The organism is Metabacillus rhizosphaerae, from assembly GCF_037201795.1.
Classification (GTDB): Bacteria; Bacillota; Bacilli; order Bacillales; family Bacillaceae; genus Metabacillus; species Metabacillus rhizosphaerae.
Window position 1 is genome coordinate 5629972 of sequence record NZ_CP147403.1, and the last position, 25989, is coordinate 5655960.

Consider the following 25989-nt stretch of genomic DNA (forward strand, 5'->3'; position numbering starts at 1 on the left):
CCTCCTCGACGTTAGTATCCCTTAAATTAAATGATAAAAGTACATAACATGAAAATAAAACTCATACACTTTTATGTTTTAAAATGATAGGGAAATACTAAAATAAGAATGATGGATGTAGAAAAGGAGGTTTTACAATGGAAAATACAGAAATCATCGAGAAAATAAATAATGTTAGAACTAAAGAATCTACTCACGAAATCTTTTTTAAAGTAAGACCACCTGAGGAATTTGGTGACGCTGTGAAACTTTTATTAAACAATGACGGAAACACTTTCAGAGCAGTTGTTTTTGATCCAGATACGCTTACTGAATTTTACGAAAAGACTTTAACAGACCAAAAAAGCGCCTATTCATTTATCTCACAAACTCTAGAAGGAAAAAAGACTCAGGCTGAAAAAGAACATGAGTCAGGGCAAATAGAGTATATAGATTTAAACTAGGCCTTCAGGAAATATTAACGAAAAATTTTGGTGCGGTGCGATGCCTAGATAAGGGCATCGCTTACTTTAAAGGCTTCAGCCCTTTTCACTTTGTATATTATTCACCTGTAAACTGTGCAGCCCGCTTCTCTAAGAACGCTGCTACCCCTTCACGATGATCATCCGTTCTGCGCATCTCAAGCTGATTCATCGTTTCTAGATTGAGCGTATCCAGTAATCGAGGTAATTCTTGCTTACTAAAAATAAGTTTTGAAGCAATCATAGCCTTTAATGGTCGCGCTCCCATTTTCCGCTTCATAAACTCAAGCTGTTCCTCAGTATCCCCTTCATACACCCTATCAACAATACCAACTTGAAATGCTTCATTAGCAGCTATTGATTTTCCTTCCCAAATAACTTGTTTTGCTCGATGCTCACCAAGTCTTTTCTTTAAGAAGAAATGCCCCCCTCCATCTGGAACAAGCCCTATATTAATAAAATTCATAGCTACCTTTGATTGTTTTTCTGCCATTACATAGTCACAAGCTAATGCCAAGCTTAGTCCCAATCCCGCGGCTGCTCCATTTATTAAGCTAACAGTTACAGCAGGCATCGTGTAAAGTGTCACAATCAGGTTTTTAATATTTTCCATCACAGGTTGAAATCCTGTGTCATCTTTATTGGATAACATCGTTTTTAGGTCTCCCCCAGCTGAAAATGCTCGACCTCTGCCAGTGATAAACAAAAGCTTCACTTCAGATGCTGATACCTCTTTCAATACGTTTGTTAACTCCTGAATCATTTGTACGTCCATTGCATTTAATGACTTCACTCTGTTCAAATATAATGTAGCTGTTTTCCCCTCTGTTATGAGTTCAACTGTTTGATATTTCATCCCAATCACCCCTTAATTTTATATCAAAATACCAATTTCGGAGAAACTATAGCAAAATCCTTCTTTTTTTTAAATATCATAAAGGAAATAAGTTTCTTCATGTGCTAAATCGTGTGTATTTTGTTTGCTGCAACTATTACATTTGTTATGTTGTATCATAGCTAACATACTTTGAAAGTGAACGAGCCCTTCATAATTGTGCACGAAATGTCGGGTAGGTACTTACAACACCTGCTATTCTATTGTTGAGAGGGAGGTCATTTATATGGATTTGCTTGAAAAAATGAATGGAGCATTAACCTATATCGAAGAAAATCTTACGAATGATATTGACTTCAAAGAAGTAGCAAGGCTAGCATTTTGTTCGGAATATCATTTTAAAAGAATGTTTTCTTTCCTTGCGGGTGTTACATTATCGGAGTACATCCGCCGCAGACGCCTCACACTTGCGGCATTTGAGCTTACTAATAGTAACTTAAGAATTATTGATGTCGCGATAAAATATGGATACAGCTCACCTGACTCTTTCACAAGAGCCTTTCAAAGCTTACACGGCGTAACACCGTCAGAAGCCAGAAATAAGGGTCAATCACTAAAAGCCTATCCACGAATGACCTTTCAACTTTCAATTAAAGGAGGAAGTGAAATGAATTACCGAATAGAGGAAAAAGATGCTTTTCACATAGTTGGTATTAAGAAAAGGGTCCCAATTATTTTCCACGGAGTAAATCCTGAGATTGCCGCTATGTGGGGAAATTTAAATAATGAGATAATAAATAGACTTAAGAATCTTTCTAATGTTGATCCTTTGGGACTTCTTCAAGCATCATCGAATTTTTCTGAAGGACGAATGGAGGAAAAAGGGGAACTCGATCATTATATCGGTGTTGCAACAACTAATGAGTGTCCTGATGATCTTACACACCTTGAAGTTCCTGCTTTAACATGGGCTGTATTCGAATCAGTGGGACCATTTCCTGAAACGTTACAGGATATCTGGGGACGCATCTATTCTGAATGGTTTCCATCAACAAACTATCAACAAACAGAAGGTCCAGAAATCCTATGGAACGAGCATAAAGATGTTTCCTCACCTACTTTTAAAAGCGAAATCTGGATACCAATTTTAAAAAAAGAATAAATAAATTCCAATAACCTAAAATAGCAGTGTGATTCTCACTTAAGAATCGCACTGCTACAGTCTTAAACCAACCTTATTTATTCCTTTATAAATAGCTCTTCTAATATTTTTATTTTTTCATCAGTATAATGCTTAAACCCATCGTTATAGGACTTAGGATCTTTAGGATTCGCAAAATGAGTAATCTTCATCGTTTCCGGGTGAACAAACTTGCTTGCCGCACCACAGCCAATACCAATAATCGTCTGCTGTTCTTCCATAATCATAATATTGTAGATGCTATCCTGTCCTTTAAGTGCATAACCAACATTTTCTAGGTTTCCAAGAATATTTTTTTGACGATATAAATAGTATGGAGCATAACCATGATCGTTTGTCCATGTTACTGCATGGTCCATCATCGTACTAATTTCCTCACGACTTGCTACCTTATATTTATGCTTGTTTTTAGTCATTTCAGATGCGCGTTTAAACGATAAAGTATGAACAGTTAATGATTCAGGCATAAGCTTAGCTGATTCTGATAGAGTATAATCAAATTCTTTAACACCTTCACCAGGTAAACCTATAATCAAATCCATATTAATATTATTCATTCCCATAGTTCTAGCTAGATGGAATTTTTCAATTGTTTCTTCCACAGTGTGGTGACGTCCAATTGCTTTTAAAGTATCTTGTATATAGGATTGTGGATTAATGCTTATACGGTCAATCTTCCATTTATTTAGAACATCCAGCTTTTCCTTTGTAATGGTGTCAGGTCTTCCGGCTTCAACGGTAATTTCTCTTATGTTTTCAACATTTGGGAATGTTTCGGCCATTTCTTCATAAAGCATATCCATCTCTTCTGCCGTAATACTTGTTGGCGTTCCGCCACCATAATAGACAGTTGTAATCTTTATTCCTTTTTCTTTTAACCAGCGCCCTATTTCCTTCATTTCATAATGCAAGCCACCTAAAAATGAAGTAACTGAGCCTTGACGACCGTTGATTGCATAAGCTGGAAACGTACAATAAGCACATTTAGTTGGACAAAAGGGAATCCCTATATAAATACTGACTTCATTTGACAATGAATCAAGATCAGGAATAACCTGTAATTGTCGCTCAACGATTTGCTTCATCAGTTGAATCTTTTCATCAGCAAGCAAATATTCCTCTTTAAACATTCGGTGAATCTCACGCTCTGGCATACCCTCTTGTCTTTTTTTATGATAGAGCTTCGTAGGTCTGATACCAGTGAGGATCCCCCACTTTTGAGTCATTCCTGTATAATCCTGAAGCATAGTCAAATAAACATAAGATAGTGTATTTTTCACTTGTCTTAAATGATCCTTGCCCTCAATATGTGTAGCTATTTGTTGGTCTTTACTTGCAACAAATTCTTCTCCATCTTCCGTTCGCAAAAAACCTTTTATCGAAACACCATCGTTGTTCTCTTCAATGAAAAACTCTGCCTCAAGGGTTGCATCACCTTCTGTAAAGCAGAGTTCCGTTTCTTCAAAAAACAAATTACCGATTAAACGAAGTGGCCTATGGAAACGTTCGTCATCTATCCCTTTAATATATATTTTCATTAATAATCACCTTATCTTTTTTTCAAAACTTCTTTAAGTGTACAGAAAAGTCTCCGTGCAGGTCAATGTTAGATGTTAGGAGTGTATAAGTAATAACAATGGATTTATTGATTTTGATTTAACGATATTGAGATTGAGTCTGGCTTTGAATAGGGATTACTACCCTTCCATAGCCAGTCTTAATTCACTTTTTCAACTAACAATAAGGCATATTCCCACATAGGACAAACATACAATGGTGATAACCAAATTAATTAGGAGGCAGCAACTGTTGAAAAAATTTGCTCCTATTTTTATTATTGTTACTACAATTGCCATCATTGGTTACTTTGATTCTGCTCTCTTTGCCGAAAAAGAAGATGCGATTGCAAGTTTTCCTTTACCAGAAGAAGAAATAGCCTCAGCCACCTCTTCATCTGAGCAGGAAAATAATCAGCCTCAGCAAATAGCTTCTCTAGAAACAAAACTAGTTGATGTGACAGAGGATGACGGCTATGTCGTGGAGGTTTATCGCGAATATGAGGTTTTTAAGGATGAAGCAGGCAACATCATTGAAAGTATACCTACAGAAAATTATCAATATTTGCGGTATAAAGAATAAAGGCGCAGGCGCCTTGATCAGACTAAGGCAGGCATAAGACGCTCAGGAATAGAAGACGCTCTTTGTCTTCAATTCCTGAGTGGCTTATGACCCCGAGGGTCTAGGCGCTGGAGCTAGACAGCAAAACTAAGTAAGAAAAGTAATAAATTCTGATACCTTGAAAAGGGGTTGACTAGTTAATTCTGTCAACCCCTACTCTACATCTACTTACATAAAATCAAAAAAGTATCGAATGACATGAAAAAATACAGGAGAAGTGTATGTTAAGCTATCTACTCTAGTTAAATAGCTTTTTTTCAATGTGTTTAATTTTTCATTATCACCAATCAATAAATCACGCTTCAATACTGAAATAGTTAAACTTCCAAAAAATCCACTTAAGCTAATAAGCACTCCTGACAAAATACCAAACGTTAAATCAAGTGGAGTTAAATAAGAATAAATGAAGTAAGAAATAATCGTTGTAATGAAAGCAGCTCCGATAAATCCTTCCCATGTAATACTAGGATTTGCAGAAGGAACTACTTTTCTTTTACCAAGATAAATCGAAATCAGATAATGAACTACATCGTTTATTTGCGTTAATACGACGAGAAATAGTACTAGATTTGCTCCATATTCCGGTGTTGCAAATTGATAGTAGGCTAAGTGGCTTAGTCCAAAAACCATCAACATTAATCCCCATTGTGTCGAGCTCACTGAACGTAAAAAACCACTTGTTCCTTTTCCTATTAGCCTAGGCAATGGTAAAAATAAGAAGACATAAACAGGTATGAATACGATAAACATGCCATACCATCCTATATAGATCCAATAAAATTGTAATGGAATCGCAAGGTAAGACCAAAGGAATAAACGCCGATCAGCTTTCCTTGTTTTCATCATTGAAAAATATTCTTTTAATCCAAAGAAACAAAGAATCATTAACGAGAGCAACGATACAGCTGGATTAAATAATGTTGCCATACAAAAAACAACAAACATCCCCCACCAAGTTTTTATCCTTAAAGTAACTGCTGAAAAATCCTTGTTTGGCTCTTTCCTTTTCAAAACAATAAACAGAATACTAACGAAAGACAAACCTAGCAAAATGATTGAAAGTGTCCAAATAGTAGTAACCATGTTCTACACCCACTCAAAATAAAATTAGTATGATCAATATTAAAGCATAATGTATAATTAAGAATAGAATAAAATGGAAAAATGTTAAAGAGGGATTTAAATGACATCTAAAAGCTATGTTTATCTATTACTTACAGACACTGGAACATTGTTTACAAAGTCGATCAAAAAGTACACGAAGGCACCTTATAATCATGCCTCGATCGCTTTTGATGCGGAATTAAAGGAAATGTATAGCTTCGGTAGAAAAAACCCTAATAATCCAATTAATGGGGGATTTGTAAAGGAAGATATTTTTACTGGAACTTATAGTAAATACCCTAATACAACTTGTGTGATTTATAAGCTCGAAGTATCTGAACGGGAAATTGAAAAAATGAAGCGCGTTTTAAATGTGTTTATAAAGAATCAAAAGAAGTTTCTTTATAATCTTATCGGTGTACTAGGCGTGTCCATAAATGAGCCTGTGGAATTTAGCAATTCCTTCTTTTGTTCACAATTTGTTGCAGAAGTACTTCATCGCTCAGGAATTAAACTCTGGGATAAACTGCCGGCATTAGTTACTCCTGATGATTTTAGAAAACATAAGGAACTAATTTGCGTTTACGAAGGTAAATTATTTGATTATGGGCCTATAAAAAAGTAAGAAGAGGAAGCAATTTCATTCCCCTTCTTACTTTTGCGTTAGCTTTTAACTATGCTTCCTATCTGTCCGAGTCTATCAAGGTTCTTTCGATTTTTTTATTTATCAACCTTAATTTTACGCAAAAAATCTAATCTTTGTTGTTTTCGAAAATGCTCCTTTACCATGTAAGCTACACCTTGTTGATTGTTAGAACGAGTCACCCAATCTGCTGCTCTCTTTACATCAAATGGAGCATTCCACATCGCTACACCCAGCCCTGCTGAAGTAATTATTCCTATATCATCTTCGCTATCTCCAATCGCGACTGTTTTTTCGATTGGAATTTTCAAATGGCTAGCTAGTGCACGTAATCCATTTTCTTTTGAAGCGCCTTTTCTTACGATCTCGAGCTTTTTCGCTTGATTCACTCTAACATCAATTTTATCAAAAGCTTCAATTATTAATTCAGCAGCCTCTTCTTTTTCTTCCTCACTAGAAAAATGCACGTCAATCCTTGTTGCTCCAACTGGCTCATCTCTTAACGAATCTCCTAATGAATCAACAAATTGTACAGGATAAAACATCGAATCTGATGTGTTTAGAATTGATTTACTAAGTAAATTTGTAGCAATTTTCGTTCTATTTCCAATCGAAAAGCGTTCATGCGTAATGCGGATATTACATTTGAAATTTTCAAGCACTTGAACGAGATTAAACGTCATCTCTTCGGAAATTCTTTTTTCAACTATAGGCTCATCAAGATTATCTGAAATAAATGCTCCCCCGTGAGTTACTAATAATGAATTTAGCTTTAAAGCCTTTGCAAGCTTTTTCGCTGATTGGAAATGCCTATTTGTCACAAAAGTTACATAGACCCCTTTGTCCTTAACATACTCAATGGCTTCTTTCGTTGACGGCTGGAGGCGACCATTCGAACGAAGCAATGTTCCATCGATATTTAATGCTAGCAACCGATAATGAGTCACTGTGGTTCCCCCTTCTACTGATGTAAAAAACCTATTAAGAGGTTATGTCCCCCTCAGCAAAAATAGAACAACAGTAATGATTTATGTATGAGACAAAATAAGAAAAGCTCACGGCGCCTTGAACAGCCTCGGGCAATAAGATGATTTAGAATAGAATGCGTTCTTTGCCTTAAATTCTAAATTAGCTAGACCCTAGAGGGGCTAGGCGCTGGAGCTAGACACCAAAACTGAGTAAGAAAAGTTATAAATTTTGAGAGTACAAAAAAACAGAATGATAAAAGATCCATTCTGCTTACTTCGTACAACAAATATTATGTATTTTATGCTACTTAGAGACTTCCATACATTTCTTCAAGTGGCTTCATGATGATTTTATTTAACTCTGTTACGACCATGCTTAATCGTTGCTCTGCTGCCATTAGTTGAGCAATCTTTTCATGTTGTTGAACAAGTTGAACAGATTTTTGCGCTTGTTCAATTTCTTCTTGTGTGATTTCTTCTCCAGACATTTGCTTTTGCTGAAGATTTAATTGAATATTTCGGAAGCTTTCAAACATTTTGCTCGCTGACTCATCTGCATTAACTTCTTCATAAAGTCGTTTTAACGCTTTAAAATCGTCACTTTCACGTAAGGCTTTCTCTAAATTGTATGCAACATCATATAAATTGTTAGACATATGATGAGCCTCCTTTCAAGTTTTGACCCATGCAGGCTCTTCCTCCACTATAACAAACTATTATTAAATTTGCATTTAATTAAGAAAAGCTCAGGGCGCCTTGGTCATCGCCGTACAAACTGGAGGAGCATCGACTGAGATAAAGCGAGACTTCCATTAGGGCCTCATCCTAATGGATAGCGAGACTTATCGGACTTTTACGGGCAGTTAACTCACAAGTTATTGTTCTTTGATCATTTTTCTACTGCCCGTTAAAGTGGGGCAAAGGAAACACGGTAAGCGAAGCGAACCGATGTTGACTTATCGTAGGGAGATGATCTGAAGTTTGATAGTCGATAGGCGCTGGAGCTAGACACTTAGAAAAGCGCAAGCGCCTTGATCAGCCCCGACAAGCATAAGACGCAAATGAATAGAAGACGTTCTTTGTCTTCGATTCATTTGTGGCTTATGATCTCGAGGGGCTAGGCGCTGGAGCTAGACACTTAGAAAAGCGCAGGCGCCTTGATCAGCCCCGACAAGCATAAGACGCAAATGAATAGAAGACGTTCTTTGTCTTCGGTTCATTTGTGGCTTATGATCTCGAGGGGCTAGGCGCTGGAGCTAGACACCAAAACTAAGTACAAAGTTTAATACTTTCTTACATGTTTACAAAAGTCAAACAATAGATTACTTATAGAAACATCACAACAATAGCTTGTAATCCACCAATAATCCCACCAAGAAGCGCACCTAAATAGGTAATCATTTTAAATTCTCTTCGTGATATTGAAAGAATCATATCTTCTAGTCGTTCTACAGGGAATGATTCTACTTGTTCACGCACTACTTCTTCTAATTTAAGCTGTTTTAGCATTCCATCTAAATGTGTAACAAGGTAACCGGTTGTCATTTCAACAACCTTTGGAAGCCATTCTCCAAGGATTGTTTCCTCATTTGGCTTTAAATAAACGGAAATCGGAGTTGTTAACAGCTCATCAACATTTAATTGCTCAACAATTGTCCCAACCATTTTTGATCCCTTTTGTGCAATTTCCCACTTCTGATCAATATCCTCAAGCGTCATCTCTTGAATGTTATTCCACTCTTTTGCGATTAACGTACTTACAAGGTTTTTCGTTTCTTGATTTTTCAAAAACTTAAGGACTTCTGGTTGAACTTTATCAATGAGACTATCGTTACCTAAAAACATGCCAATCATATTTCCAAGCATTCCTCTTGTTGAAAGAAAATCTTCAATCATTTTACCTAGACGCTGCTTACCTTCCTTACTCTCAAAATAAGCAATTCCTTTAACTGTAATAAATTCTCCAAGCTTAGGAATAGCTATATATACATCATCAAGGATTTCCTTCGGTAACATTTCCTGCAGTGATTTATCCTTATTGCCTTCCACTATACCTACAAACTTGCTTTGCAAAAACTTTTTCAATTTAAAGTTTACTAGCTCAGAAGGATTTCCATCTTGAAAAGTAGCAATAAGCTGTGAAGCTGTTTTGTCTGAGTTTGTAAGCTTTCTAACTTGAGTTTCTCCCCAAGAAATTAGCTGTTGCTGAAATTGCGTCTGCATAAACTTACGCTTAATCCCTTCAACTGTTAACAAATGCTCAACAACCATTTTACCCATTTGGTTTGCAAGTTCCTGTCTTCTTTTTGGGATAAGCCCAGGTGTAAAAGGAATTCTCTTCCCAAACAAATATAGCGGCTTATAAGGATGGAAAAGCATCTTAATTGCTAAATGGTTTGTTACTCCACCTATTGCTGCACCCACTACAATCATTACTATTGTCATTGTTAAATTGTTCATATTCATCTACCTTCCACTACTTCACCAATTTTATGCAGCAAACTCCTATAGCTTATTACACACCTGAAATGAATGGATGATTAAATGTTTTTAAAAACCCCGTATAATCTAAAGCTAGACAATTTTTTATTGCCATACTAAATCTATTTACGATCTAGTTTGAAAGTACAATTAAAATTAAGCTAGTTCCGTCCCCATTCCTTCATAAAAAACATACGATATTTATAGAACATCTGCCTATGAACATTATAGAGCTTGTCCGTACGGCGATCAAATGAGGGGTTTACCATGAAACAAAAAATCATCGAAATAACACCTTTATTAAATACTTCTAAGCCTTATTTATGTGAAATGAGCGAAAAACTTAGGAACTATTTAGGTCTACCCAAAAACCTATATTCATTGAAAATTGGCTGTGGAATGCATACTGTGAAATGTCCAATCGTATTTATTAATGAGGATAGTCTAAGTTTGTCTCTCAGTGAACAACTTTTAACTGATATTCACCTACCTTTACATTCCTTATCACTTCAAGGAAAGCTAATCAATTACGATCAACTCCAGCTTGGACCTGTGATCGGTCTGTTAACCGAAATAAAAAAAACCGATAAAGACGTAAGCTTTGGGTCTATTCATGAGTTTTGCAAGGAGCTTGCTACATGTTGCGAAGCAATTGGCGCTTTCTTTTATATTTTTTCTCTATCAACTTATAACAAAGAACAAATAAAAGGGTACTACTTCAATCAAAATCAGTGGCAGGAAGCGATCGTTCCATATCCAGATGTGGTACACAACCGTATCCATTCGAGAAAAGTTGAACACTCTAAAACATTTTTACATGTTACGTCTGATTTTATTGAGAATAAGGTCCCTTATTTTAACGATCGCTTTTTAAATAAATGGGAGGTTCATCAAATTTTAGCTGCTAGTGAGCATCTCAAACCTTTTTTACCTGAAAGTCATTTATTAGAATCAAAATCCAATTTTGAGAATATGCTCAAAGATAAAAAAGATCTGTTCATTAAACCGATAAATGGTAGCCAAGGAAAACGAATTTTTCGAGTAAAGGAAAGAGAAGATGGGACCCACCTTCTTGACTACACTACTTTCTCCGGTGAAATGAATAATGAATATGAGAGCTTTCAACAACTATTTTCCGCCCTTTATCCTCGACTAAAAAGAGAAGGCTTTTTGCTGCAAGAGACGATCCACTTAAAAAGGTATCAAGATCGGACACTTGATTTTCGATTCTTATGCCACAAGAAGGATTTTCATCAATGGAAAGTTTCCTCAAGCATAGCTAGAGTTTCAAGCGTAAACCAGTTTGTTGCGAACTTAGCACGAGGTGGTGAGCTTTACCAAATAAAGAGTATTTTAAATGAACTGTATGGAAAAAGTGAAAGTCTTCATCTCAGGAAACTGTTAGCCGAACTTTCACTGGAAATTGTAACTTGTATCTGTCTTCATGCTGGTGGAGAGTTTGGTGAGTTCGGGATTGACCTGGCATTAGATCAAGATGGTCATCCTTGGATCATTGAGGTAAATACAAAGCCATCTAAATCAATAGATGATCAGAGAAAGTTGAAAATCAGACCTTCAGCACGTGCTGTCATTAATTATTGTTTATTTTTATCTCACTTTAATGGAGATTGAGAAGACGTTAGTTATTTAACCATGAAGCCTCGCTTTATCTAAGTTAGAGGAGTAAGGAGAAATAAGTGAATGGAGTTGACCAAATTGGAACAACCGACTTTAGGCTTTTTAGTCGTTAATAAACAACATGAGAATGGATATGCGACTGAAATTGCCAAACGTAGTGCACAATTTAACATTCAATTCGTTAGATTTGAGCCTACTTCAATTGAACCTTCCACATTAATGATTAATGGTGAGAAATATGATCAACAGACACAGAGTTGGAAAAATGAGGTGTTCCCTATCCCTTCATTTATTTATGATCGTTGCTTTTATCATCAAAAACAAGCGATTTATAAATGCAAACCAATTGTTGAATGGCTTAAAAAGAATCCACAAACAACCTTTTTAGGATTTGGGTTACCAGACAAGTGGAAAATCTATCAATCTTTACAGAGTGATCCGATTATTAGCAGCTACCTTCCTCACACAGAACTAGTACGAGAACCAAATCAAATTCTCCACCGTTTGAAGGTTGACACCACCTGTTTATTAAAACCTATTAATGGTTCGAGAGGGAACGGGATCATTGCAGTGAAACATCATACTAAAGCGATTACGATCACCTACCATAAAGGTAAAGATAAAAAAACAAAGGATTTTCAATCCGTAAAGGAGTTTGCGAGTTGGTGTGAAAAACTTTTAAAACAGCAAACCTATCTACTTCAACCGCTACTTCCACTCCTAGATAATCAGGGATATCCGTTTGATATTCGTTTGTTTCTCCAAAAAAATAAACATGGAAAATGGGGTTTAGTTGGGAAAGGCGTTCGCAAAGGTTATTATGGCTCCTTTCTATCAAACTTAAATAGTGGTGGTGACGCACTAACATACAGTGACTGGTCCTCCACCTTATCATCAAAGCAAAAAGTACTACTCGAGGATGAACTTCGAACGATTAGTACGCACTTACCTACTTCACTCGAAGAAAAAGTAACTCGTTTATTCGAAATCGGGGTTGATATTGGTTATGCAAAAGATGGTTCAGTATGGATTTTAGATATGAACTCAAAACCAGGTAGAAAAACACTTATCGAAACAAATCCTAATGCAGCAGAAAATCTATTTGAAGCTCCATTAGCCTATTGTCATTTTTTACGAAACCAAGCAGCTATAAAGGAGTCGAACTAATGAGTACAACATATTCCATTAAAATAACAAACTCTACAGATCATTGCATTCACTTACCGATTTCTACAATGAAATTCGGACACGTTAATACACTATCATTCGGAACTCTTATGCTTCCTTGTGAGGTTCAATACAGTAAAGAGCTAGAGGAGAGTATCTTATTACCGCTCGTGATGGCAAATCAACTAATGCTTCCTACTAATGGAAAAACACATCTCTTCTTTAATGATGGTACCCTTCATTTAGGACCCTTAATTGGTATTTTCACTGCAGGGTTTACTGAATCTATACTGCGTCCGATTGGTGAACGCTCCTTATTTTTCGCTAAATTTTTATCACTTGATCAATCGCTAGGACTTTACACATTTGTATTTGGTGCCCACCATATAAATTGGGAGGAAGGCACTATAGATGGCTTTACCTATGGAAAGAATGGCTGGAAACAAGTAACTTTTCCGTTTCCAAATTCTGTATACGACCGTTTGCCGAATCGGCGAATCGAAAATCATCAAGCATTGAGACTCGTAAAAAAACGCCTAACTGAGGAATACTCCATACCTTGGTATAATCCTGGATTTTTTAATAAATGGTCAATCCATAAGCTTTTAGTTCATGACACTCAAGTAGCAAAGTATTTGCCAGCTACTTACCATACTCCTTCCATTAGCAAAATGGAAGAAATGCTCGCTTCTTTCCAAAGCATCTATTTAAAGCCTGCAAACGGCAGCTTAGGTCTAGGAGTCTATCACCTTATGTATTCACGTGAGGATAATCAATATTATTCTAGATATCGAGATGAAAAGGAAGTTAATCGATTAAGAAAATATCCTTCCATTGAACATTTCTTAAAGGCGTCCTTTAAAGACAGACTTCTTTCTAGTTATCTCGCTCAACAAGGCATTAAATTGATTCGTTTAGATGGGAAGCCCATTGATTTTAGAATCCATACAAACAAAGATGAAAACGGCGTATGGAAAGTCACGGCTATTGCAGCAAAGGTTGCGGGAAAAGGGAGTGTTACCACACATTTAAATAGTGGAGGTGCTGTTAAAACACTCGAAGAAATATATCCTGAGCCACAGGATCGAGTAAAAGCCTTTCATGACCTAACAGAGGCAGCAATTATTTTAAGTAATGTCATTGATGACAAGATACAAGGCTTTATCGGTGAGATTGGCTTTGATTTGGGAATTGATCAAAACGGAAGGATTTGGATGTTTGAGGCAAATTCAAAGCCTGGCAGATCGATTTTTTGCCACCCAGAACTAAAAGATGCAGATATTCTCTCACGTAAGGCATCTCTGGAATACGGATTATATTTATCCAAAATGGCCATTTTTAATCCTGAGGAATTGATTCATGAAGAAGTTTAATTACTCCCCTCTTGTTGGAATTCTAACAAGTAAAGGCAAACTAGAGGATTCCTTTCGCGGTGATCACTCAGTTTTTAAGTCGATCCAAAAGGAACTGATGAAAGTTGGTGGTCTATCCTTTATTTTCACAACAGAAGGCGTCCATAGGGACTATGTTTCTGGCTATATCTATTTGCATCATGATCAAAAATGGGGGAAGCTTTCCTTCCCCTTTCCTGACCTCATCTATAACAAAGTTTCTTCTAGAATAGAAGAAACACATGCCCCATTTTTAGCTCTTAAACAACTATATAAAAAAGAAGGAAAGTATTTTTTCAATCCCTGTTTTTTTAATAAATGGGAAAGCTATTGTTCTCTATCAAAATCAAAGCAACTATCAGCTTATTTACCCAAAACTTGGATTTATACAAATATGAACGATTTACTTTCTAAATTAAGCACCTATCATGCCCTTTACGTTAAGCCTGTAACGGGTCATAAAGGAAAAGGCATTTATAAGCTATCTTTTGATGGATTACACTTCTACCTCCATAGAAAAAATAAAAGGATAAAATATTTCCACTCAGATTTTGTGCAGGACATAGAGACGCTTTTAAAGAACAAGCAGTACCTCATACAAACAGAAATCCATACTGATAAAATTGACAAATGCAAATATGATTTAAGAATCCTCTGCCTATTTGACAATGGTATACATAAAATCTTCGGGGTTGGGGTTCGAAAAGCAGCAGCTCACTCAATTATCACTCATGTTCCAAATGGTGGAGATATTATTTCATTTCAACGTATTGAGCATAAATGTTCTATTTCGCAATTAAATTGGTTAGCTCAAACAGTTGGTGCTCAACTAACAGAAAGCTACGGATTTATTGGTGAATTTTCAATGGATGTTGGGTTAACCCCTCAAGGAGATCCAATGCTATTTGAAGTTAATTCAAAGCCTATGATATTTGATGAAATGACTATCCAAAAAAACCGAATAACCCAGTTAGTAGAATTGTTTACAAAATTAACAAATGTTACCACATTTGTTCAGGAGGATTTTTGAGCATTTCGCCGTATTAATCCTATTATAGGAAAGGGGCGAAAAGGTTGATTACACATTTTCAATATAAACCTTTGTTTAAGCAAGTAAATTTACCAGGCTGGCGAATCTCCTTTTACTTTAGAGGAAATCATTACGACGGAACCTACCATAAAAATGGACAAATTGAATGGGGCGTTATGACACCCCCTAAGGAGGTAGTAACAGATATCCAATCGCAAATTCACGAACTAATGCTTTTCCATGTATACGAATAATTATGAATGATGAGAGCACCTCCAGCACAAACTACCGTGTATGAGGAGGTTTTAAAAATGACAACAAAAGATGATGCTGTAAAACAAGATCTGAATTATGAAGGGAAAGACAAAGCTTATTTGGATATTGACCGAATAATAAATGAAGGATTATCTGGCGGTTCTGTTCATATGAGAGAAGACACGACTAATATTGAAGAAGCAAGGGATCTAGTAAAAGAAGAACCACCACATCAAATTGAGGAATAAGGCTGCAATTATTATTGCAGTCTTTTACTTTTCACTTAATTATAGAAAGCAGCCCCCCTCTAATACTCTAAGCTTAACCACATTTTATCGTTCCAAAGGTTTACAGATAATATTAAGACGTAAACTTACAATACTTAGGCTTTCATGCTTACGCTATCTTTTCTATAATGGATATAAAGAATCCATGCACTAAAGGAGCATTCCGATGTTAGAAAATCTTATGCAACATTATAAAGAAGCCATGACGATTACATATAATCCAAATGATACAAGATTTAAATGGTTCCGAACTGAGATTGGGCAAATCTTTGGTATTCTTAAAACTACCTTAGCAGAAAAAGAAATAGATCTACTCACTTCTCTATTTCAACCAGTTGAATTGCTGAATGAAGATCACTTTACAGTCTCTCAACGTAAATGGTTTGATTATCTATTTACTGAGAGTAAAAATGGTGAACCCCCCCTTCCATCAGATCATGTGACACTCCGGTTTTATTACTTTTATTTAAAACAACCAATAGAGGATAAACAGAACTTTGAAGCAGCAGTTCAAGGTATTATTAACTCCGAACTTGTCATTTGGTTAAGTAGTTCTCATGGTATTATTATAGAGGAAAAACCGACTATAACCTTTGAAGTTGAATCCCTAAAAGATCTAAGTGATACATTAACGACTGATTTTTATGTAGAGCCATATTTTTATATAGGACAACTACAAAAAAATGATCATGCTTTGAGAGACAAATTTTCCTTAGAGCAAAGCTGCTTCCAAACCTTGCACCGTTCTGCTAATCGCGAAAAAGCATTAACCTTTTATGAGGGATTACCCTTACTGATCATGAAGTCTCCATCAAGTGTTAAAAAGGATATTCTATCTAATCATTTAATAGAGGCAATTGAAGATAATGAGCTTCTTTATACGATTGAGGCCTTTTTACAATCAAATTTAAATGCATCATCAACGGCTAAAAGATTATTTATTCATCGTAATAGCCTCCAATATCGATTAGAAAAGTTACTAGAAAAAACGGGTTTGGACATCCGTACGTTTTCAAATGCTACTTTTATTTTCCTAGCAATTATGCTAGTTCGTCATGAAAACTAGCATAGCATTTACAAGTTGCACAAAAGAGCCTAATTTTTTTCGTGCAACTTGTACGTTTACTTCTTTCTATGAAATCCCTTACAATGAAAACAAGTTAAAACGCTTTCAAAAATAGGGAGGAATTAAAAATGGCTGAATTAAGACTAGATAATATTTACAAAATCTATGACAATAAAGTAACTGCAGTAGAAGACTTCAACCTTCATATCCAAGATAAAGAGTTTATCGTATTCGTTGGTCCATCTGGTTGTGGTAAATCTACTACACTTCGTATGGTAGCAGGATTAGAAGAAATCTCAAAAGGTGATTTCTTCATCGACGGAAAACGTATGAACGATGTAGCACCTAAAGATCGTGACATCGCGATGGTATTCCAAAACTACGCTCTTTATCCACATATGAACGTATATGACAACATGGCATTTGGATTAAAGCTTCGTAAACTACCAAAAGACGAAATTGAGCGTCGTGTAACAGATGCAGCTAAAATCCTTGGACTTGAACAATACTTACAACGTAAGCCAAAAGCATTATCAGGTGGTCAACGTCAGCGTGTTGCGCTTGGTCGTGCGATCGTTCGTGATGCAAAGGTATTCTTAATGGATGAGCCTTTATCTAACCTTGATGCTAAGCTTCGTGTACAAATGCGTGCTGAAATCACAAAATTACACCAACGCTTACAAACAACAACAATTTATGTAACACATGACCAAACTGAAGCGATGACAATGGCTACTCGTCTTGTTGTACTTAAAGATGGTATTATCCAACAAGTTGGATCACCTAAAGAAGTATATGACAAGCCAGAAAATGCATTCGTTGGTGGATTCATTGGATCACCGGCAATGAACTTCTTTAAAGGTAAACTTACAGATGGTAAATTCTCATTTGGTACTACTTCAGTAGTTGTTCCAGAAGGTAAAATGAAATACCTTCGTGAGCAAGGCTATGTAAACAAAGAAATTCTTATGGGAGTTCGTCCTGAAGAAATTCATGATGAGCCAGTATTTATCGATGCTTCCCAAAATACAAAAATCACTGCAAAAATTGAAGTTGCTGAGTTAATGGGTGCAGAAACTATGCTTTACTCTGAAATTGATGGTCAAACATTCGTAGCGCGTGTTGACTCTCGTACAGACATTAAACCAGGTCAAACACTTGATTTGGCTTTAGATATGAATAAAGCCCACTTCTTCGATAATGATTCTGAACTAAGAATTCGCCCTGCTGGTGAGAAATAAGAAATGGACAAAAAGCCTCGTTCTAATGAACGGGGTTTTTGTTTTTTCTAAAGTGAAACAAAGTCACTCATTTATAGCATTTGTTTCTTCATGCTGACACGTAGGACAATAAAAATAATGAATACATTTATGTTCTTCTAAGGAGTTTGCATTTCCATCAAACAGCTTCATTATATCAATATCCATATATGCACTATAATCATCAAGATAATCAGTGATCTTCCCTCTATCCTCCATGATCCTCTGGCAATTAGGACATTGGATAATTCGCGTCTCCAATCCATTACATAAAGGACACAATTCCATCGACCCATCCCCTTTATTAACTACATATTTTTAGAATCTCTAAACATCATTATTTTATGTAAGAAATGCGGAATACATTGGGCAGCCTTGAGATAATAGATGATGTGATCACTTTGCATTCAAAACAAGACATCCTTTGTTTCAAACTACAGTTCTTGAAGCAAGTAATTAAGAAAAAATTACCACCTTTTCTTTGAATATTAACGAAAGAATTATCCATAATACTTAGTAACATCAAGCAACAACGCAAGCGCAAGCAACAATTTTTCATGAATGGGTTACGCCAAGTGAGGCAATGAAACCAATAAGGTCTTCATAATGTTTGGTGCAATTCCAACTAACCCAACCAATACAACTTTTATGAGGAGATGAATGACAGATGGCACAAAACAGTTCAAACAGCAATTCGTCTAATCAACTTTTAGTACCAGGAGCATCACAAGCGATTGATCAAATGAAATATGAAATCGCTTCAGAATTTGGTGTAAACCTAGGTGGAGAAACAACTTCAAGAGCTAACGGTTCTGTAGGTGGAGAAATCACTAAACGTTTAGTATCTATGGCTCAACAATCTATGAGCGGTTTTTCTCAACAATAACAATTTAATAAATTGGCTAAAGAGGTTGGCACTTTGTGTCAGCCTCTTTACTTTTTAGAAAAGCACAAGGATAAATACCAGTCCCTGATTTAAAACTCAAGGCAATTTACATGTATCAAACAAGTCTATCTGACCATATATTATAAAAACGTACATGTAATGTTCCCTTTACTAAGCACTTAAATTTTTCATCATGTTCGTTTCACACAATAAAGGGGCTGATCGTTTATGTTTGATGCAGTAGATTGGAAGCTCGTTGGTTTTATCAGCTATACTCTATTCCATGAATATGTTGTTCATATACGCTTTCCGCAATTGTATTATTTGGAGCAAGCAAAGAAGAAGCTATAATTTATAGAATTCCCTAGAAGGCTGACGAAATGTCAGCTTTTTACTTTTATAAATTTTTATGCTTAGGATAAGTATTATTCCTCGATCAATACTGCGGTTCCATAGGCAATAATTTCAGAAGCATTTTGCATGACAGCAGAGGATTCTAATCTCATACATACAACTGCATTAGCACCTTTTGCCTTTGCATCCTCTACCATCCTTCCAATCGCTTTTTGTCTCGCTTCATCCATCATTTCAGTGTATTCTTTTAGCTCACCTCCAACAATTGTTTTTAATCCAGCCATAATGTCTTTTCCAATATGTTTTGATTGAACTGTACTTCCTTTTACAAACCCTTTGAATTCCTTTGTTTCTTTACCTGGTACTGATTCAGTAGTCACGATAATCATTTTTATCATCCTCCTTTTTCTCATCCATTCTAGTTTTTATAAACACAAAGAGCAACAAAAGCAAAGAGAAGAAATAAACATAAAACAGTCCAAATGCAACTTTTATGTTTATAAATAAAAAAATAATACCAGTAATCTGAGTGAAGATTGCAGTAATCATACTAATGTACTTTACTTTTTCCATCTTCAACTTCCTTTCTCATTCACTACTTTTACTATATCTTCATTTAGAAAAAAGATGAACGCTTTTTAACATTGATTCAATTTTTTTAAGTAATAGGTAATAAATAACATAGGGACTATATAACCATTTTCGCTTCTTTGTGTTTTCATTTCAAGTCACAGAGGTATTTAATCATTAACAAATAATACTAACATTTACACTTTGGAGGTATATATGAATAAATTAATGAAAATAAACCTACGTATGAAAAGACAATTAAGAATTGATCAAATATTAAAAATGACTCAATTGGCAAAATCTTATTCAGGAAAAATATATTTTCTTTCAAAAGGTAAAAATGTTATTGATGCTTCTAAATTCCCGTCTTTAATTACCTATTTATTAACTGTAAAAAATGGACAAGCTTTAAATGTCATTATAGATGGGCCTCTACCACATATAATCGTAAATGATCTCGAAGAAATTTGTTCTTCAACTGCTATAAAACAACGTCAGCAAGTTTTACAGCCTGCCATGAAAATAAAGCTTTAATTGCATTAGATTCCGAATAAAACATCTAGGAGGTGCATGTGACATGCTGAGAACGATATTTATGGTTGTGGGTGCTATTGTGGTCATAGGGTTTTTACTTAATTTGATATTCTAATAATAAATTGCATATAGAAAGGTTACGAACGATTACATTTTTTTAAAAAGGGTATTGAAATAACATCAAAGCTTTTGAAAGGATGATCGAAATGAAAGAATTTCAACATTTAGTAGTAGCTTTTGATGGAACTGAAGATAGTAAAGATGCTCTTGAGCTAGGAATTCATATAAGTAAGCAGTTACATTCAGAAATTTCAGTTGTTCATATTCATAAAAAAGGGATCTTCAATGGAGATTCTATTGAAGATAACATGGTTTTTCCAGGAACAAATAGCAGTTACCAAACAAATGACATGAGGCACTATCCAATTATGCCAGTGCCAACCGAACATAAAGACACAGAAGAGCATAGTAAGGAAACACAGGCTTTGGAAAGTGAAGCAAGACGAATATTGGATCATCATAATATTAAAGGAAATGTAAATGTTACCTACGGTGAACCTTCCGAAGCAATTGTTTCATTTGCAACTGAACATAATGCTGATTTAATCGTTGTTGGCAGTCGTGATATTAGTGGATTAAAACGTTTATTATTTGGTAGTGTTAGTGAAAAGGTTTCACATCGTTCTAACATTCCTGTATTAATTGCTAAATGATTATATATGAGGTAGACACTTATGATGTCTATCTTTTTTTATTTAGCAGAATCAATCCCCAACTACTATTTCAAAAAAATAGCTCTCTTCCTACTTTTTGTTAGTGAAGTGTGGAAATTCAAAACAATACATCAAAAACCCCATATAATCAATGATCAAACAGCACACATTAACATTAAGAACCTTTAATGATTGACATATATTATTAGATTGATATAATATTTTGTGGTGTACTTTTGTGCAAAAAAGCATAAAAGCGTTTAAGCCATAAAGGAGCAAGTATATGATTAGTGATAAAAAGACTTTTCAGTTTAAAGAAGCAGTTTCAATTTTATTTCTTATTTTGGCCATCATCTTTACCAGTCTATTTGTATTAAAGACAGAACCACATCTTGCCTTACTTAATTGTTTAGTTGTTGTGGCTTCTCTTGGGTTAATAAAACGTTATACATGGAAAGAGTTAGAAACAGGAATGATTAAAGGTATTCAGAGCGGAATTCAACCAATAATTGTGCTCGCATTAATTGGAATCTTAATTGGTGCATGGATGAGTAGCGGAACGATACCTACAGTAATGGTATATGCCCTAACAGTAATTAATCCGAACTACTTACTTATTACTTCATTATTTTCTTGTATGGTTATCTCAAGCCTTGTTGGAAGCTCATTTACTACAGTTAGTACTGTTGGCGTAGCTCTTATGGGTGCTGGAATCGCTATTGGCATACCTGCCCCATGGGTAGCAGGTGCTATCATTTGCGGTGCTTGCTTTGGTGATAAGATGTCTCCAATGTCTGATACAACAAATTTTGCATCAGGTGTTTCATCTGTTGAGCTTTTCACACATATTAGACATATGACCAAAACAACTATTCCTAGCATTCTTATTACAACTTTAATTTTTTTCATAATTGGGAGAATCACTCCTATCCATTCAGCATCACTGTCTGAAATGACAAACATGATAAATATAATTGAAACCCATGTCCAAATAAGTAGTCTTACACTGCTTTCACCAGTATTAGTTATAATTTTAGCCATTCGAAAGGTACCAGTCGTACCAGCATTAATCGTTGGAATTATTACAGCAGGGATAACAGCTGTAGGATTTCAAGGAGTAAAATTAAGCGAATTCCTTCATGTTTTACAAAACGGTACAACTTTCACAATTGAAAATGCGCAGGTTGTCAATATGATGAACCGTGGTGGACTTCAATCAATGATGTGGTCGATTTCACTCATCCTGATTGCTTTTGCTTTTGGCGGATTACTCGATATGTTAAACATCATTCCGACCCTCTTAAATGGATTGATAGAGCGCGTTAAAACAAAAGGTCAGCTGATTCTATCAACAGCTGCATCTTCGTTCGGGGTGAATTTATTAACAGGTGAACAGTACTTATCAATTCTCATTCCAGGCCAATCTTTTAAAGGCATATATGACAAAATGAAGCTTGAGCGTAAATACTTGTCACGAACACTTGAAGATGCTGGAACTTTGATAAATCCACTGATCCCATGGGGCGTAAGTGGTGCTTTCTTTGCTCAAACACTTGGTGTTCCAGTAATCGCCTTTTTACCTTTTGCTTTCTTTTTGTATCTATCACCTTTCTTTTCGATTCTTTTTGGATTTTTTAGTAAAGTAAAAACCACTTCTTAACGGATCTGACCTAGTAAGTCAGATCTTATTTTTTTCTTCCAAAATTCTATCGAAGTAGATAAATTTCGACAATTAGAAAGTATTGGTTGATTAATTTGCAAGTGTGCCTTATTATGTAAATAGAACAATTAACTACATATTGACAGAATCACAAACGTAAAAACTATATATTGTATCTTTGCAAGCGATAGGCGCCTATAAGGCTGAAAAGGGAATCTGGTGTAAATCCAGAACTGTCCCCGCAACTGTAAGTGTGACGAACTGAGATAGCCACTGTACATTATCATGTATGGGAAGGCCTCGTAGTAGGACGAGCACAAGTCAGGAGACCTACCTAAAGCTTGCTAAAGTTTCAATTTCTTCGGGGACTGAGAAGATGAAACGATAGTAAGTAATTATGGGCTTAACTAAATTCCTGCCCTTCTTAACTGTCGTTTTATCCGCTCATTCTCGAGCGGTTTTTTTATTTACCAAAAGATTATGGAGGAATTAACATGAGTACGACAACAACTACACCTATCATTATTGATAGCTTAAATGAAGAATCATTTAACGCAACAAAACTTACTACATTTATTAGCAGTATCCATCAACAATTCCCTTCACTATATATAGATAATTATCTTAACAGGATCAATAACACCCTTCTCCAGAGAGATTCCTATACGACTGAACAGCTCACAAATTTACTTATTTTAGAGGGATTATCTAATATTAATGAACAAGAGCCAGAATGGACTTACTTTTGCGCTCAAATTTATTTAACAAAACTCTACAAGGAAGCAGCAGCTAACCGTGGATATGACAAAAATCAAAAATATGGTAGTTTCAATAATCTAATTGAGATATTAGTTTCAAAGGGTCTTTACCACTCTAAGCTGCTTGATCTTTATACAAAAGAAGAAATTGAACAAGTTGGCTCATTTATCCAACCTGAAAAGGATCAGTTATTCACATATATTGGGCTTCGAACCTTAGCAGATCGCTACTTAACACGTGATTTTACAAAACAAACCTTAGAGCTTCCACAAGAAAGGTTCTTAATTATCGCAATGACACTAATGGCCGAGGAGCATAAAGAAAGACGCCTAGAACTTGTTAAACAAGCCTATTGGGCCATGAGTAATCTTTATATGACTGTAGCCACTCCAACATTATCAAATGCCGGAAAACCTATAGGGCAATTATCTAGTTGTTTTATTGATACGATTGATGATAGCTTACAAGGAATATTTGATAGTAATACCGATATTGCTAATCTTTCAAAATCAGGTGGTGGGATTGGTGCATACCTAGGAAAAGTCAGGAGCCGCGGAAGTGATATAAAAGGTTTTAAAGGTGTTTCATCTGGAATCATTCCTTGGATGAAAATGCTTAACAACACAGCAGTTAGCGTAGACCAACTAGGACAGCGAAAAGGTGCAATCGCTGTTTATTTAGATGTCTGGCATAAAGATATCTACTCATTCCTAGATTCTAAACTTAATAATGGTGATGAACGAATGCGTACCCATGACTTATTCACAGGTGTTTGTATTCCAGATATATTCATGGAGCAGGTTGAAGCCCGCGGGGATTGGTATTTATTTGATCCACATGAAGTTCGAAAAGTAATGGGATATAGCATTGAGGACTTTTACGACGAAGAAAAAGGGAATGGTAGCTTCCGTCAAAAGTACTGGGAATGTGTCGATAACGAACAACTTTCTAAAGAAAAGATTCCAGCTATTGAGATAATGAAACGTATTATGATCAGCCAATTAGAAGCAGGTACACCATATATGTTCTATCGTGATGAAGTGAACAGACAGAATGCTAATTCTCACAAAGGAATGATTTACTGCAGCAATCTTTGTACAGAAATCACTCAAAATCAAAGCGCTACAACTGTTGAGGAGCATTATACAGAGGACGGAAAAATAATTACCGTTAAAACACCTGGTGATTTTGTCGTTTGTAACCTCTCCTCTATTAATCTTGCAAAGGCTGTTACAGATGATGTTTTAGAAAGACTCATCCCTATCCAAGTAAGGATGCTAGACAATGTCATTGATTTAAATACGATTCCGGTTCTGCAAGCAAAGCTAACAAATGAAAAATATCGCGCAATCGGTCTAGGTACATTCGGATGGCATCATTTATTAGCTCTTAAACAAATAAAGTGGGAGCATGAAGAAGCTGTTAAGTTCGCTGACGAGCTATATGAGAAAATATCCTATCTTACAATTAGAGCAAGCATGGAGCTTTCAAAGGAAAAAGGCTCTTATTCCGTTTTTGCAGGTTCAGAATGGGAAACTGGTTCGTACTTCAAAAAAAGAGGCTATCAATCAAAGGAAAGCATATTCGATTGGGACTTATTACAAGAGAATGTAAAAAAGTTCGGAATTCGCAATGGATACTTAATGGCAGTTGCACCAAATGCATCGACATCGATTATCGCAGGAAGTACTGCTAGCATTGATCCAATTTTCCAAAAGGTTTATTCAGAAGAAAAGAAAGACTATAAAATTCCTGTTACAGTTCCTGATTTAAATGCAACAACAACCTGGTTTTATAAATCAGCTTATTTTATTGACCAGCTATGGAGCATAAAGCAAAATGCTGCAAGACAACGTCATATCGATCAGTCTATCTCCTTCAATTTTTATGTACAAAACAACATTAAAGCCAAAGACTTATTAGACCTGCATATGACTGCATGGAGTGAAGGGTTGAAAACAACTTATTACGTACGCTCAACCTCTAGTGAAATTGAAGACTGCGATTCATGTGCTAGTTAACGAACAAAAGCGCAAGCGCCTTGATCAGCCCCGACAAGCATAAGATGATTTAGAATAGAAGGCGTCCTTTGCCTTCAATTCTAAATTAGCTTATGACCTCGAGGGGCTAGGCGCTGGAGCTGGATGTCGTGCGCTTATCCACCGTACAAAATTTTATACTTTCTTAATTGTTAAGAAAAGCGCAAGCGCCTTGATCAGACTAAGGCAGGCATAAGACGCTCAGGAATAGAAGACGTTATTTGTCTTCAATTCCTGAGTGACTTATGACCCCGAGGGGCTAGGCGCTGGAGCTAGACACCGTCACTAAGTACAAAATAAATAAATTCTGAAAGTATTAAAAATTTGAAGCTGACCTTATTTTAAAAGGTCAGCCTCTCTACCCTTAATATAATCAATATGTTAAAAGGAGTCCCCAAATGGAAAACACAGCTTTAATTAAACGAAAAATCATGGATGCTTCCGCTCCAAATCGTTCAACTGCAATTATTAATGGCGAAAGCTCAAATGTTTTAAACTGGGATGATGTCA

Annotated in this window: 27 protein-coding genes and 1 riboswitch; of the genes, 18 read left to right on the forward strand and 9 right to left on the reverse strand. The window is 35.7% G+C overall.

The annotated features are described in order from the left end of the window. Positions 1-137 precede the first annotated feature (137 nt). The gene (locus WCV66_RS26630; RefSeq protein ID WP_338787501.1) at positions 138-443 is read left to right on the forward strand and encodes a hypothetical protein; all 306 of its coding nucleotides are present in this window, start codon (positions 138-140) and stop codon (positions 441-443) included. Positions 444-540: 97 nt separating this feature from the next. On the opposite strand, the gene WCV66_RS26635 is transcribed toward WCV66_RS26630, so the two are convergent. Beyond that, positions 541-1317 carry an enoyl-CoA hydratase gene (locus WCV66_RS26635; RefSeq protein WP_338787502.1) on the reverse strand — a complete coding sequence of 259 codons (777 nt, stop codon included), beginning with the start codon at positions 1315-1317 and terminating at the stop codon, positions 541-543. A gap of 265 nt (positions 1318-1582) precedes the next feature. Here WCV66_RS26635 and WCV66_RS26640 point away from each other — a divergent pair, with 265 nt between their 5' ends. Further along, positions 1583-2458 carry an AraC family transcriptional regulator gene (locus tag WCV66_RS26640; protein WP_338787504.1) on the forward strand — a complete coding sequence of 292 codons (876 nt, stop codon included), beginning with the start codon at positions 1583-1585 and terminating at the stop codon, positions 2456-2458. A 77-nt stretch (positions 2459-2535) separates the two neighbouring features. Here WCV66_RS26640 and WCV66_RS26645 read toward each other — a convergent pair whose 3' ends face one another. Beyond that, the gene (locus tag WCV66_RS26645; RefSeq protein WP_338787505.1) at positions 2536-4035 is read right to left on the reverse strand and encodes a coproporphyrinogen III oxidase; all 1500 of its coding nucleotides are present in this window, start codon (positions 4033-4035) and stop codon (positions 2536-2538) included. Positions 4036-4306: 271 nt separating this feature from the next. Here WCV66_RS26645 and WCV66_RS26650 point away from each other — a divergent pair, with 271 nt between their 5' ends. Next, positions 4307-4636, forward strand: coding sequence for a hypothetical protein (locus WCV66_RS26650; RefSeq protein WP_338787506.1), 330 nt, complete (start codon positions 4307-4309; stop codon positions 4634-4636). Positions 4637-4843: 207 nt separating this feature from the next. On the opposite strand, the gene WCV66_RS26655 is transcribed toward WCV66_RS26650, so the two are convergent. Next, complete coding sequence (locus tag WCV66_RS26655) at positions 4844-5620, reverse strand: phosphatidate cytidylyltransferase (protein WP_413789701.1); 777 nt, start codon at positions 5618-5620, stop codon at positions 4844-4846. 238 nt (positions 5621-5858) lie between these two features. Here WCV66_RS26655 and WCV66_RS26660 point away from each other — a divergent pair, with 238 nt between their 5' ends. Further along, a complete protein-coding gene (locus tag WCV66_RS26660; protein WP_066336962.1) occupies positions 5859-6404 on the forward strand; it encodes a hypothetical protein in 546 nt (181 codons plus the stop codon). A gap of 95 nt (positions 6405-6499) precedes the next feature. On the opposite strand, the gene WCV66_RS26665 is transcribed toward WCV66_RS26660, so the two are convergent. The 3 genes from WCV66_RS26665 to WCV66_RS26675 all read right to left on the reverse strand — a co-directional run bounded on the left by WCV66_RS26665 (position 6500) and on the right by WCV66_RS26675 (position 9850). Further along, positions 6500-7369, reverse strand: a complete 870-nt coding sequence (locus tag WCV66_RS26665; protein ID WP_338787508.1) for a Cof-type HAD-IIB family hydrolase — start codon at positions 7367-7369, stop codon at positions 6500-6502. 329 nt (positions 7370-7698) lie between these two features. Further along, a complete protein-coding gene (locus WCV66_RS26670) occupies positions 7699-8046 on the reverse strand; it encodes a YlbF family regulator (RefSeq protein ID WP_066336969.1) in 348 nt (115 codons plus the stop codon). A gap of 670 nt (positions 8047-8716) precedes the next feature. After that, positions 8717-9850 (reverse strand): DUF445 domain-containing protein, encoded by a 1134-nt coding sequence (locus WCV66_RS26675; protein ID WP_338787509.1) that lies wholly within the window; start codon positions 9848-9850, stop codon positions 8717-8719. Positions 9851-10138: 288 nt separating this feature from the next. On the opposite strand from WCV66_RS26675, the gene WCV66_RS26680 reads away from it, so the two are divergent. From WCV66_RS26680 to WCV66_RS26715, 8 genes are all read left to right on the forward strand, one after another. Then, on the forward strand, positions 10139-11503 hold the full coding sequence (locus WCV66_RS26680; protein WP_338787510.1) for a YheC/YheD family protein: 1365 nt from the start codon (positions 10139-10141) through the stop codon (positions 11501-11503). Positions 11504-11572: 69 nt separating this feature from the next. Then, on the forward strand, positions 11573-12676 hold the full coding sequence (locus WCV66_RS26685) for a YheC/YheD family protein (protein WP_338787511.1): 1104 nt from the start codon (positions 11573-11575) through the stop codon (positions 12674-12676). Further along, positions 12676-14049, forward strand: coding sequence for a YheC/YheD family protein (locus tag WCV66_RS26690; protein ID WP_338787512.1), 1374 nt, complete (start codon positions 12676-12678; stop codon positions 14047-14049). Before WCV66_RS26685 ends, WCV66_RS26690 begins: the two co-directional genes overlap by 1 nt. After that, positions 14036-15097 carry a YheC/YheD family protein gene (locus WCV66_RS26695; RefSeq protein ID WP_338787513.1) on the forward strand — a complete coding sequence of 354 codons (1062 nt, stop codon included), beginning with the start codon at positions 14036-14038 and terminating at the stop codon, positions 15095-15097. The genes WCV66_RS26690 and WCV66_RS26695 overlap by 14 nt, the downstream gene beginning before the upstream one ends. Before the next feature lie 44 nt (positions 15098-15141). Continuing rightward, positions 15142-15351, forward strand: a complete 210-nt coding sequence (locus tag WCV66_RS26700) for a YheE family protein (RefSeq protein WP_066336984.1) — start codon at positions 15142-15144, stop codon at positions 15349-15351. A gap of 57 nt (positions 15352-15408) precedes the next feature. Continuing rightward, a complete protein-coding gene (locus tag WCV66_RS26705; RefSeq protein WP_338787514.1) occupies positions 15409-15600 on the forward strand; it encodes a hypothetical protein in 192 nt (63 codons plus the stop codon). 205 nt (positions 15601-15805) lie between these two features. After that, the gene (locus WCV66_RS26710; protein ID WP_338787516.1) at positions 15806-16705 is read left to right on the forward strand and encodes a PucR family transcriptional regulator; all 900 of its coding nucleotides are present in this window, start codon (positions 15806-15808) and stop codon (positions 16703-16705) included. A gap of 128 nt (positions 16706-16833) precedes the next feature. Then, entirely contained in the window at positions 16834-17946 is a 1113-nt protein-coding gene (locus WCV66_RS26715; protein WP_338787517.1) for a sn-glycerol-3-phosphate ABC transporter ATP-binding protein UgpC, read from the forward strand. 63 nt (positions 17947-18009) lie between these two features. Here the strand turns inward: WCV66_RS26715 and WCV66_RS26720 are convergent, their stop codons facing one another. Next, positions 18010-18252: a hypothetical protein gene (locus tag WCV66_RS26720; RefSeq protein ID WP_066336996.1), complete on the reverse strand. Its 243-nt coding sequence runs from the start codon at positions 18250-18252 to the stop codon at positions 18010-18012. A gap of 379 nt (positions 18253-18631) precedes the next feature. On the opposite strand from WCV66_RS26720, the gene WCV66_RS26725 reads away from it, so the two are divergent. After that, a complete protein-coding gene (locus WCV66_RS26725) occupies positions 18632-18850 on the forward strand; it encodes an alpha/beta-type small acid-soluble spore protein (RefSeq protein ID WP_338787519.1) in 219 nt (72 codons plus the stop codon). A gap of 228 nt (positions 18851-19078) precedes the next feature. After that, positions 19079-19201 (forward strand): hypothetical protein, encoded by a 123-nt coding sequence (locus WCV66_RS26730; protein WP_338787520.1) that lies wholly within the window; start codon positions 19079-19081, stop codon positions 19199-19201. 74 nt (positions 19202-19275) lie between these two features. Here the strand turns inward: WCV66_RS26730 and WCV66_RS26735 are convergent, their stop codons facing one another. Continuing rightward, entirely contained in the window at positions 19276-19593 is a 318-nt protein-coding gene (locus WCV66_RS26735) for a YbjQ family protein (RefSeq protein ID WP_066337000.1), read from the reverse strand. Further along, positions 19574-19777, reverse strand: coding sequence for a hypothetical protein (locus tag WCV66_RS26740; protein WP_338787521.1), 204 nt, complete (start codon positions 19775-19777; stop codon positions 19574-19576). The genes WCV66_RS26735 and WCV66_RS26740 overlap by 20 nt, the downstream gene beginning before the upstream one ends. A 213-nt stretch (positions 19778-19990) precedes the next feature. Between WCV66_RS26740 and WCV66_RS26745 the strand changes: the two genes are divergently transcribed. The 4 genes from WCV66_RS26745 to WCV66_RS26760 all read left to right on the forward strand — a co-directional run bounded on the left by WCV66_RS26745 (position 19991) and on the right by WCV66_RS26760 (position 25461). Beyond that, positions 19991-20308 carry a hypothetical protein gene (locus tag WCV66_RS26745; RefSeq protein ID WP_338787522.1) on the forward strand — a complete coding sequence of 106 codons (318 nt, stop codon included), beginning with the start codon at positions 19991-19993 and terminating at the stop codon, positions 20306-20308. A gap of 206 nt (positions 20309-20514) precedes the next feature. After that, complete coding sequence (locus WCV66_RS26750) at positions 20515-21021, forward strand: universal stress protein (protein ID WP_338787524.1); 507 nt, start codon at positions 20515-20517, stop codon at positions 21019-21021. 286 nt (positions 21022-21307) lie between these two features. Next, positions 21308-22681 carry a Na+/H+ antiporter NhaC gene (gene nhaC, locus WCV66_RS26755; RefSeq protein ID WP_413789702.1) on the forward strand — a complete coding sequence of 458 codons (1374 nt, stop codon included), beginning with the start codon at positions 21308-21310 and terminating at the stop codon, positions 22679-22681. 172 nt (positions 22682-22853) lie between these two features. Continuing rightward, a riboswitch (cobalamin riboswitch) is annotated at positions 22854-23034 on the forward strand. A gap of 141 nt (positions 23035-23175) precedes the next feature. Beyond that, positions 23176-25461: a ribonucleoside-diphosphate reductase subunit alpha gene (locus tag WCV66_RS26760; protein ID WP_066337024.1), complete on the forward strand. Its 2286-nt coding sequence runs from the start codon at positions 23176-23178 to the stop codon at positions 25459-25461. Positions 25462-25989 lie beyond the last annotated feature (528 nt).

Bases quoted from the DNA above. Each gene is read 5' to 3' on its own strand.
- WCV66_RS26735 (WP_066337000.1), bottom strand. From the start codon at position 19,593: ATGATTATCGTGACTACTGAATCAGTACCAGGTAAAGAAACAAAGGAA.
- WCV66_RS26745 (WP_338787522.1), top strand. From the start codon at position 19,991: ATGAATAAATTAATGAAAATAAACCTACGTATGAAAAGACAATTAAGA.
- WCV66_RS26645 (WP_338787505.1), bottom strand. From the start codon at position 4,035: ATGAAAATATATATTAAAGGGATAGATGACGAACGTTTCCATAGGCCA.
- WCV66_RS26660 (WP_066336962.1), top strand. From the start codon at position 5,859: ATGACATCTAAAAGCTATGTTTATCTATTACTTACAGACACTGGAACA.
- WCV66_RS26750 (WP_338787524.1), top strand. From the start codon at position 20,515: ATGAAAGAATTTCAACATTTAGTAGTAGCTTTTGATGGAACTGAAGAT.
- WCV66_RS26690 (WP_338787512.1), top strand. From the start codon at position 12,676: ATGAGTACAACATATTCCATTAAAATAACAAACTCTACAGATCATTGC.
- WCV66_RS26695 (WP_338787513.1), top strand. From the start codon at position 14,036: ATGAAGAAGTTTAATTACTCCCCTCTTGTTGGAATTCTAACAAGTAAA.
- WCV66_RS26685 (WP_338787511.1), top strand. From the start codon at position 11,573: ATGGAGTTGACCAAATTGGAACAACCGACTTTAGGCTTTTTAGTCGTT.
- WCV66_RS26680 (WP_338787510.1), top strand. From the start codon at position 10,139: ATGAAACAAAAAATCATCGAAATAACACCTTTATTAAATACTTCTAAG.
- WCV66_RS26725 (WP_338787519.1), top strand. From the start codon at position 18,632: ATGGCACAAAACAGTTCAAACAGCAATTCGTCTAATCAACTTTTAGTA.
- WCV66_RS26730 (WP_338787520.1), top strand. From the start codon at position 19,079: ATGTTTGATGCAGTAGATTGGAAGCTCGTTGGTTTTATCAGCTATACT.
- WCV66_RS26630 (WP_338787501.1), top strand. From the start codon at position 138: ATGGAAAATACAGAAATCATCGAGAAAATAAATAATGTTAGAACTAAA.
- WCV66_RS26675 (WP_338787509.1), bottom strand. From the start codon at position 9,850: ATGAACAATTTAACAATGACAATAGTAATGATTGTAGTGGGTGCAGCA.
- WCV66_RS26705 (WP_338787514.1), top strand. From the start codon at position 15,409: ATGACAACAAAAGATGATGCTGTAAAACAAGATCTGAATTATGAAGGG.
- WCV66_RS26720 (WP_066336996.1), bottom strand. From the start codon at position 18,252: ATGGAATTGTGTCCTTTATGTAATGGATTGGAGACGCGAATTATCCAA.
- WCV66_RS26670 (WP_066336969.1), bottom strand. From the start codon at position 8,046: ATGTCTAACAATTTATATGATGTTGCATACAATTTAGAGAAAGCCTTA.
- WCV66_RS26710 (WP_338787516.1), top strand. From the start codon at position 15,806: ATGTTAGAAAATCTTATGCAACATTATAAAGAAGCCATGACGATTACA.
- WCV66_RS26635 (WP_338787502.1), bottom strand. From the start codon at position 1,317: ATGAAATATCAAACAGTTGAACTCATAACAGAGGGGAAAACAGCTACA.
- WCV66_RS26715 (WP_338787517.1), top strand. From the start codon at position 16,834: ATGGCTGAATTAAGACTAGATAATATTTACAAAATCTATGACAATAAA.
- WCV66_RS26640 (WP_338787504.1), top strand. From the start codon at position 1,583: ATGGATTTGCTTGAAAAAATGAATGGAGCATTAACCTATATCGAAGAA.
- WCV66_RS26655 (WP_413789701.1), bottom strand. From the start codon at position 5,620: ATGTTTGTTGTTTTTTGTATGGCAACATTATTTAATCCAGCTGTATCG.
- WCV66_RS26740 (WP_338787521.1), bottom strand. From the start codon at position 19,777: ATGGAAAAAGTAAAGTACATTAGTATGATTACTGCAATCTTCACTCAG.
- WCV66_RS26760 (WP_066337024.1), top strand. From the start codon at position 23,176: ATGAGTACGACAACAACTACACCTATCATTATTGATAGCTTAAATGAA.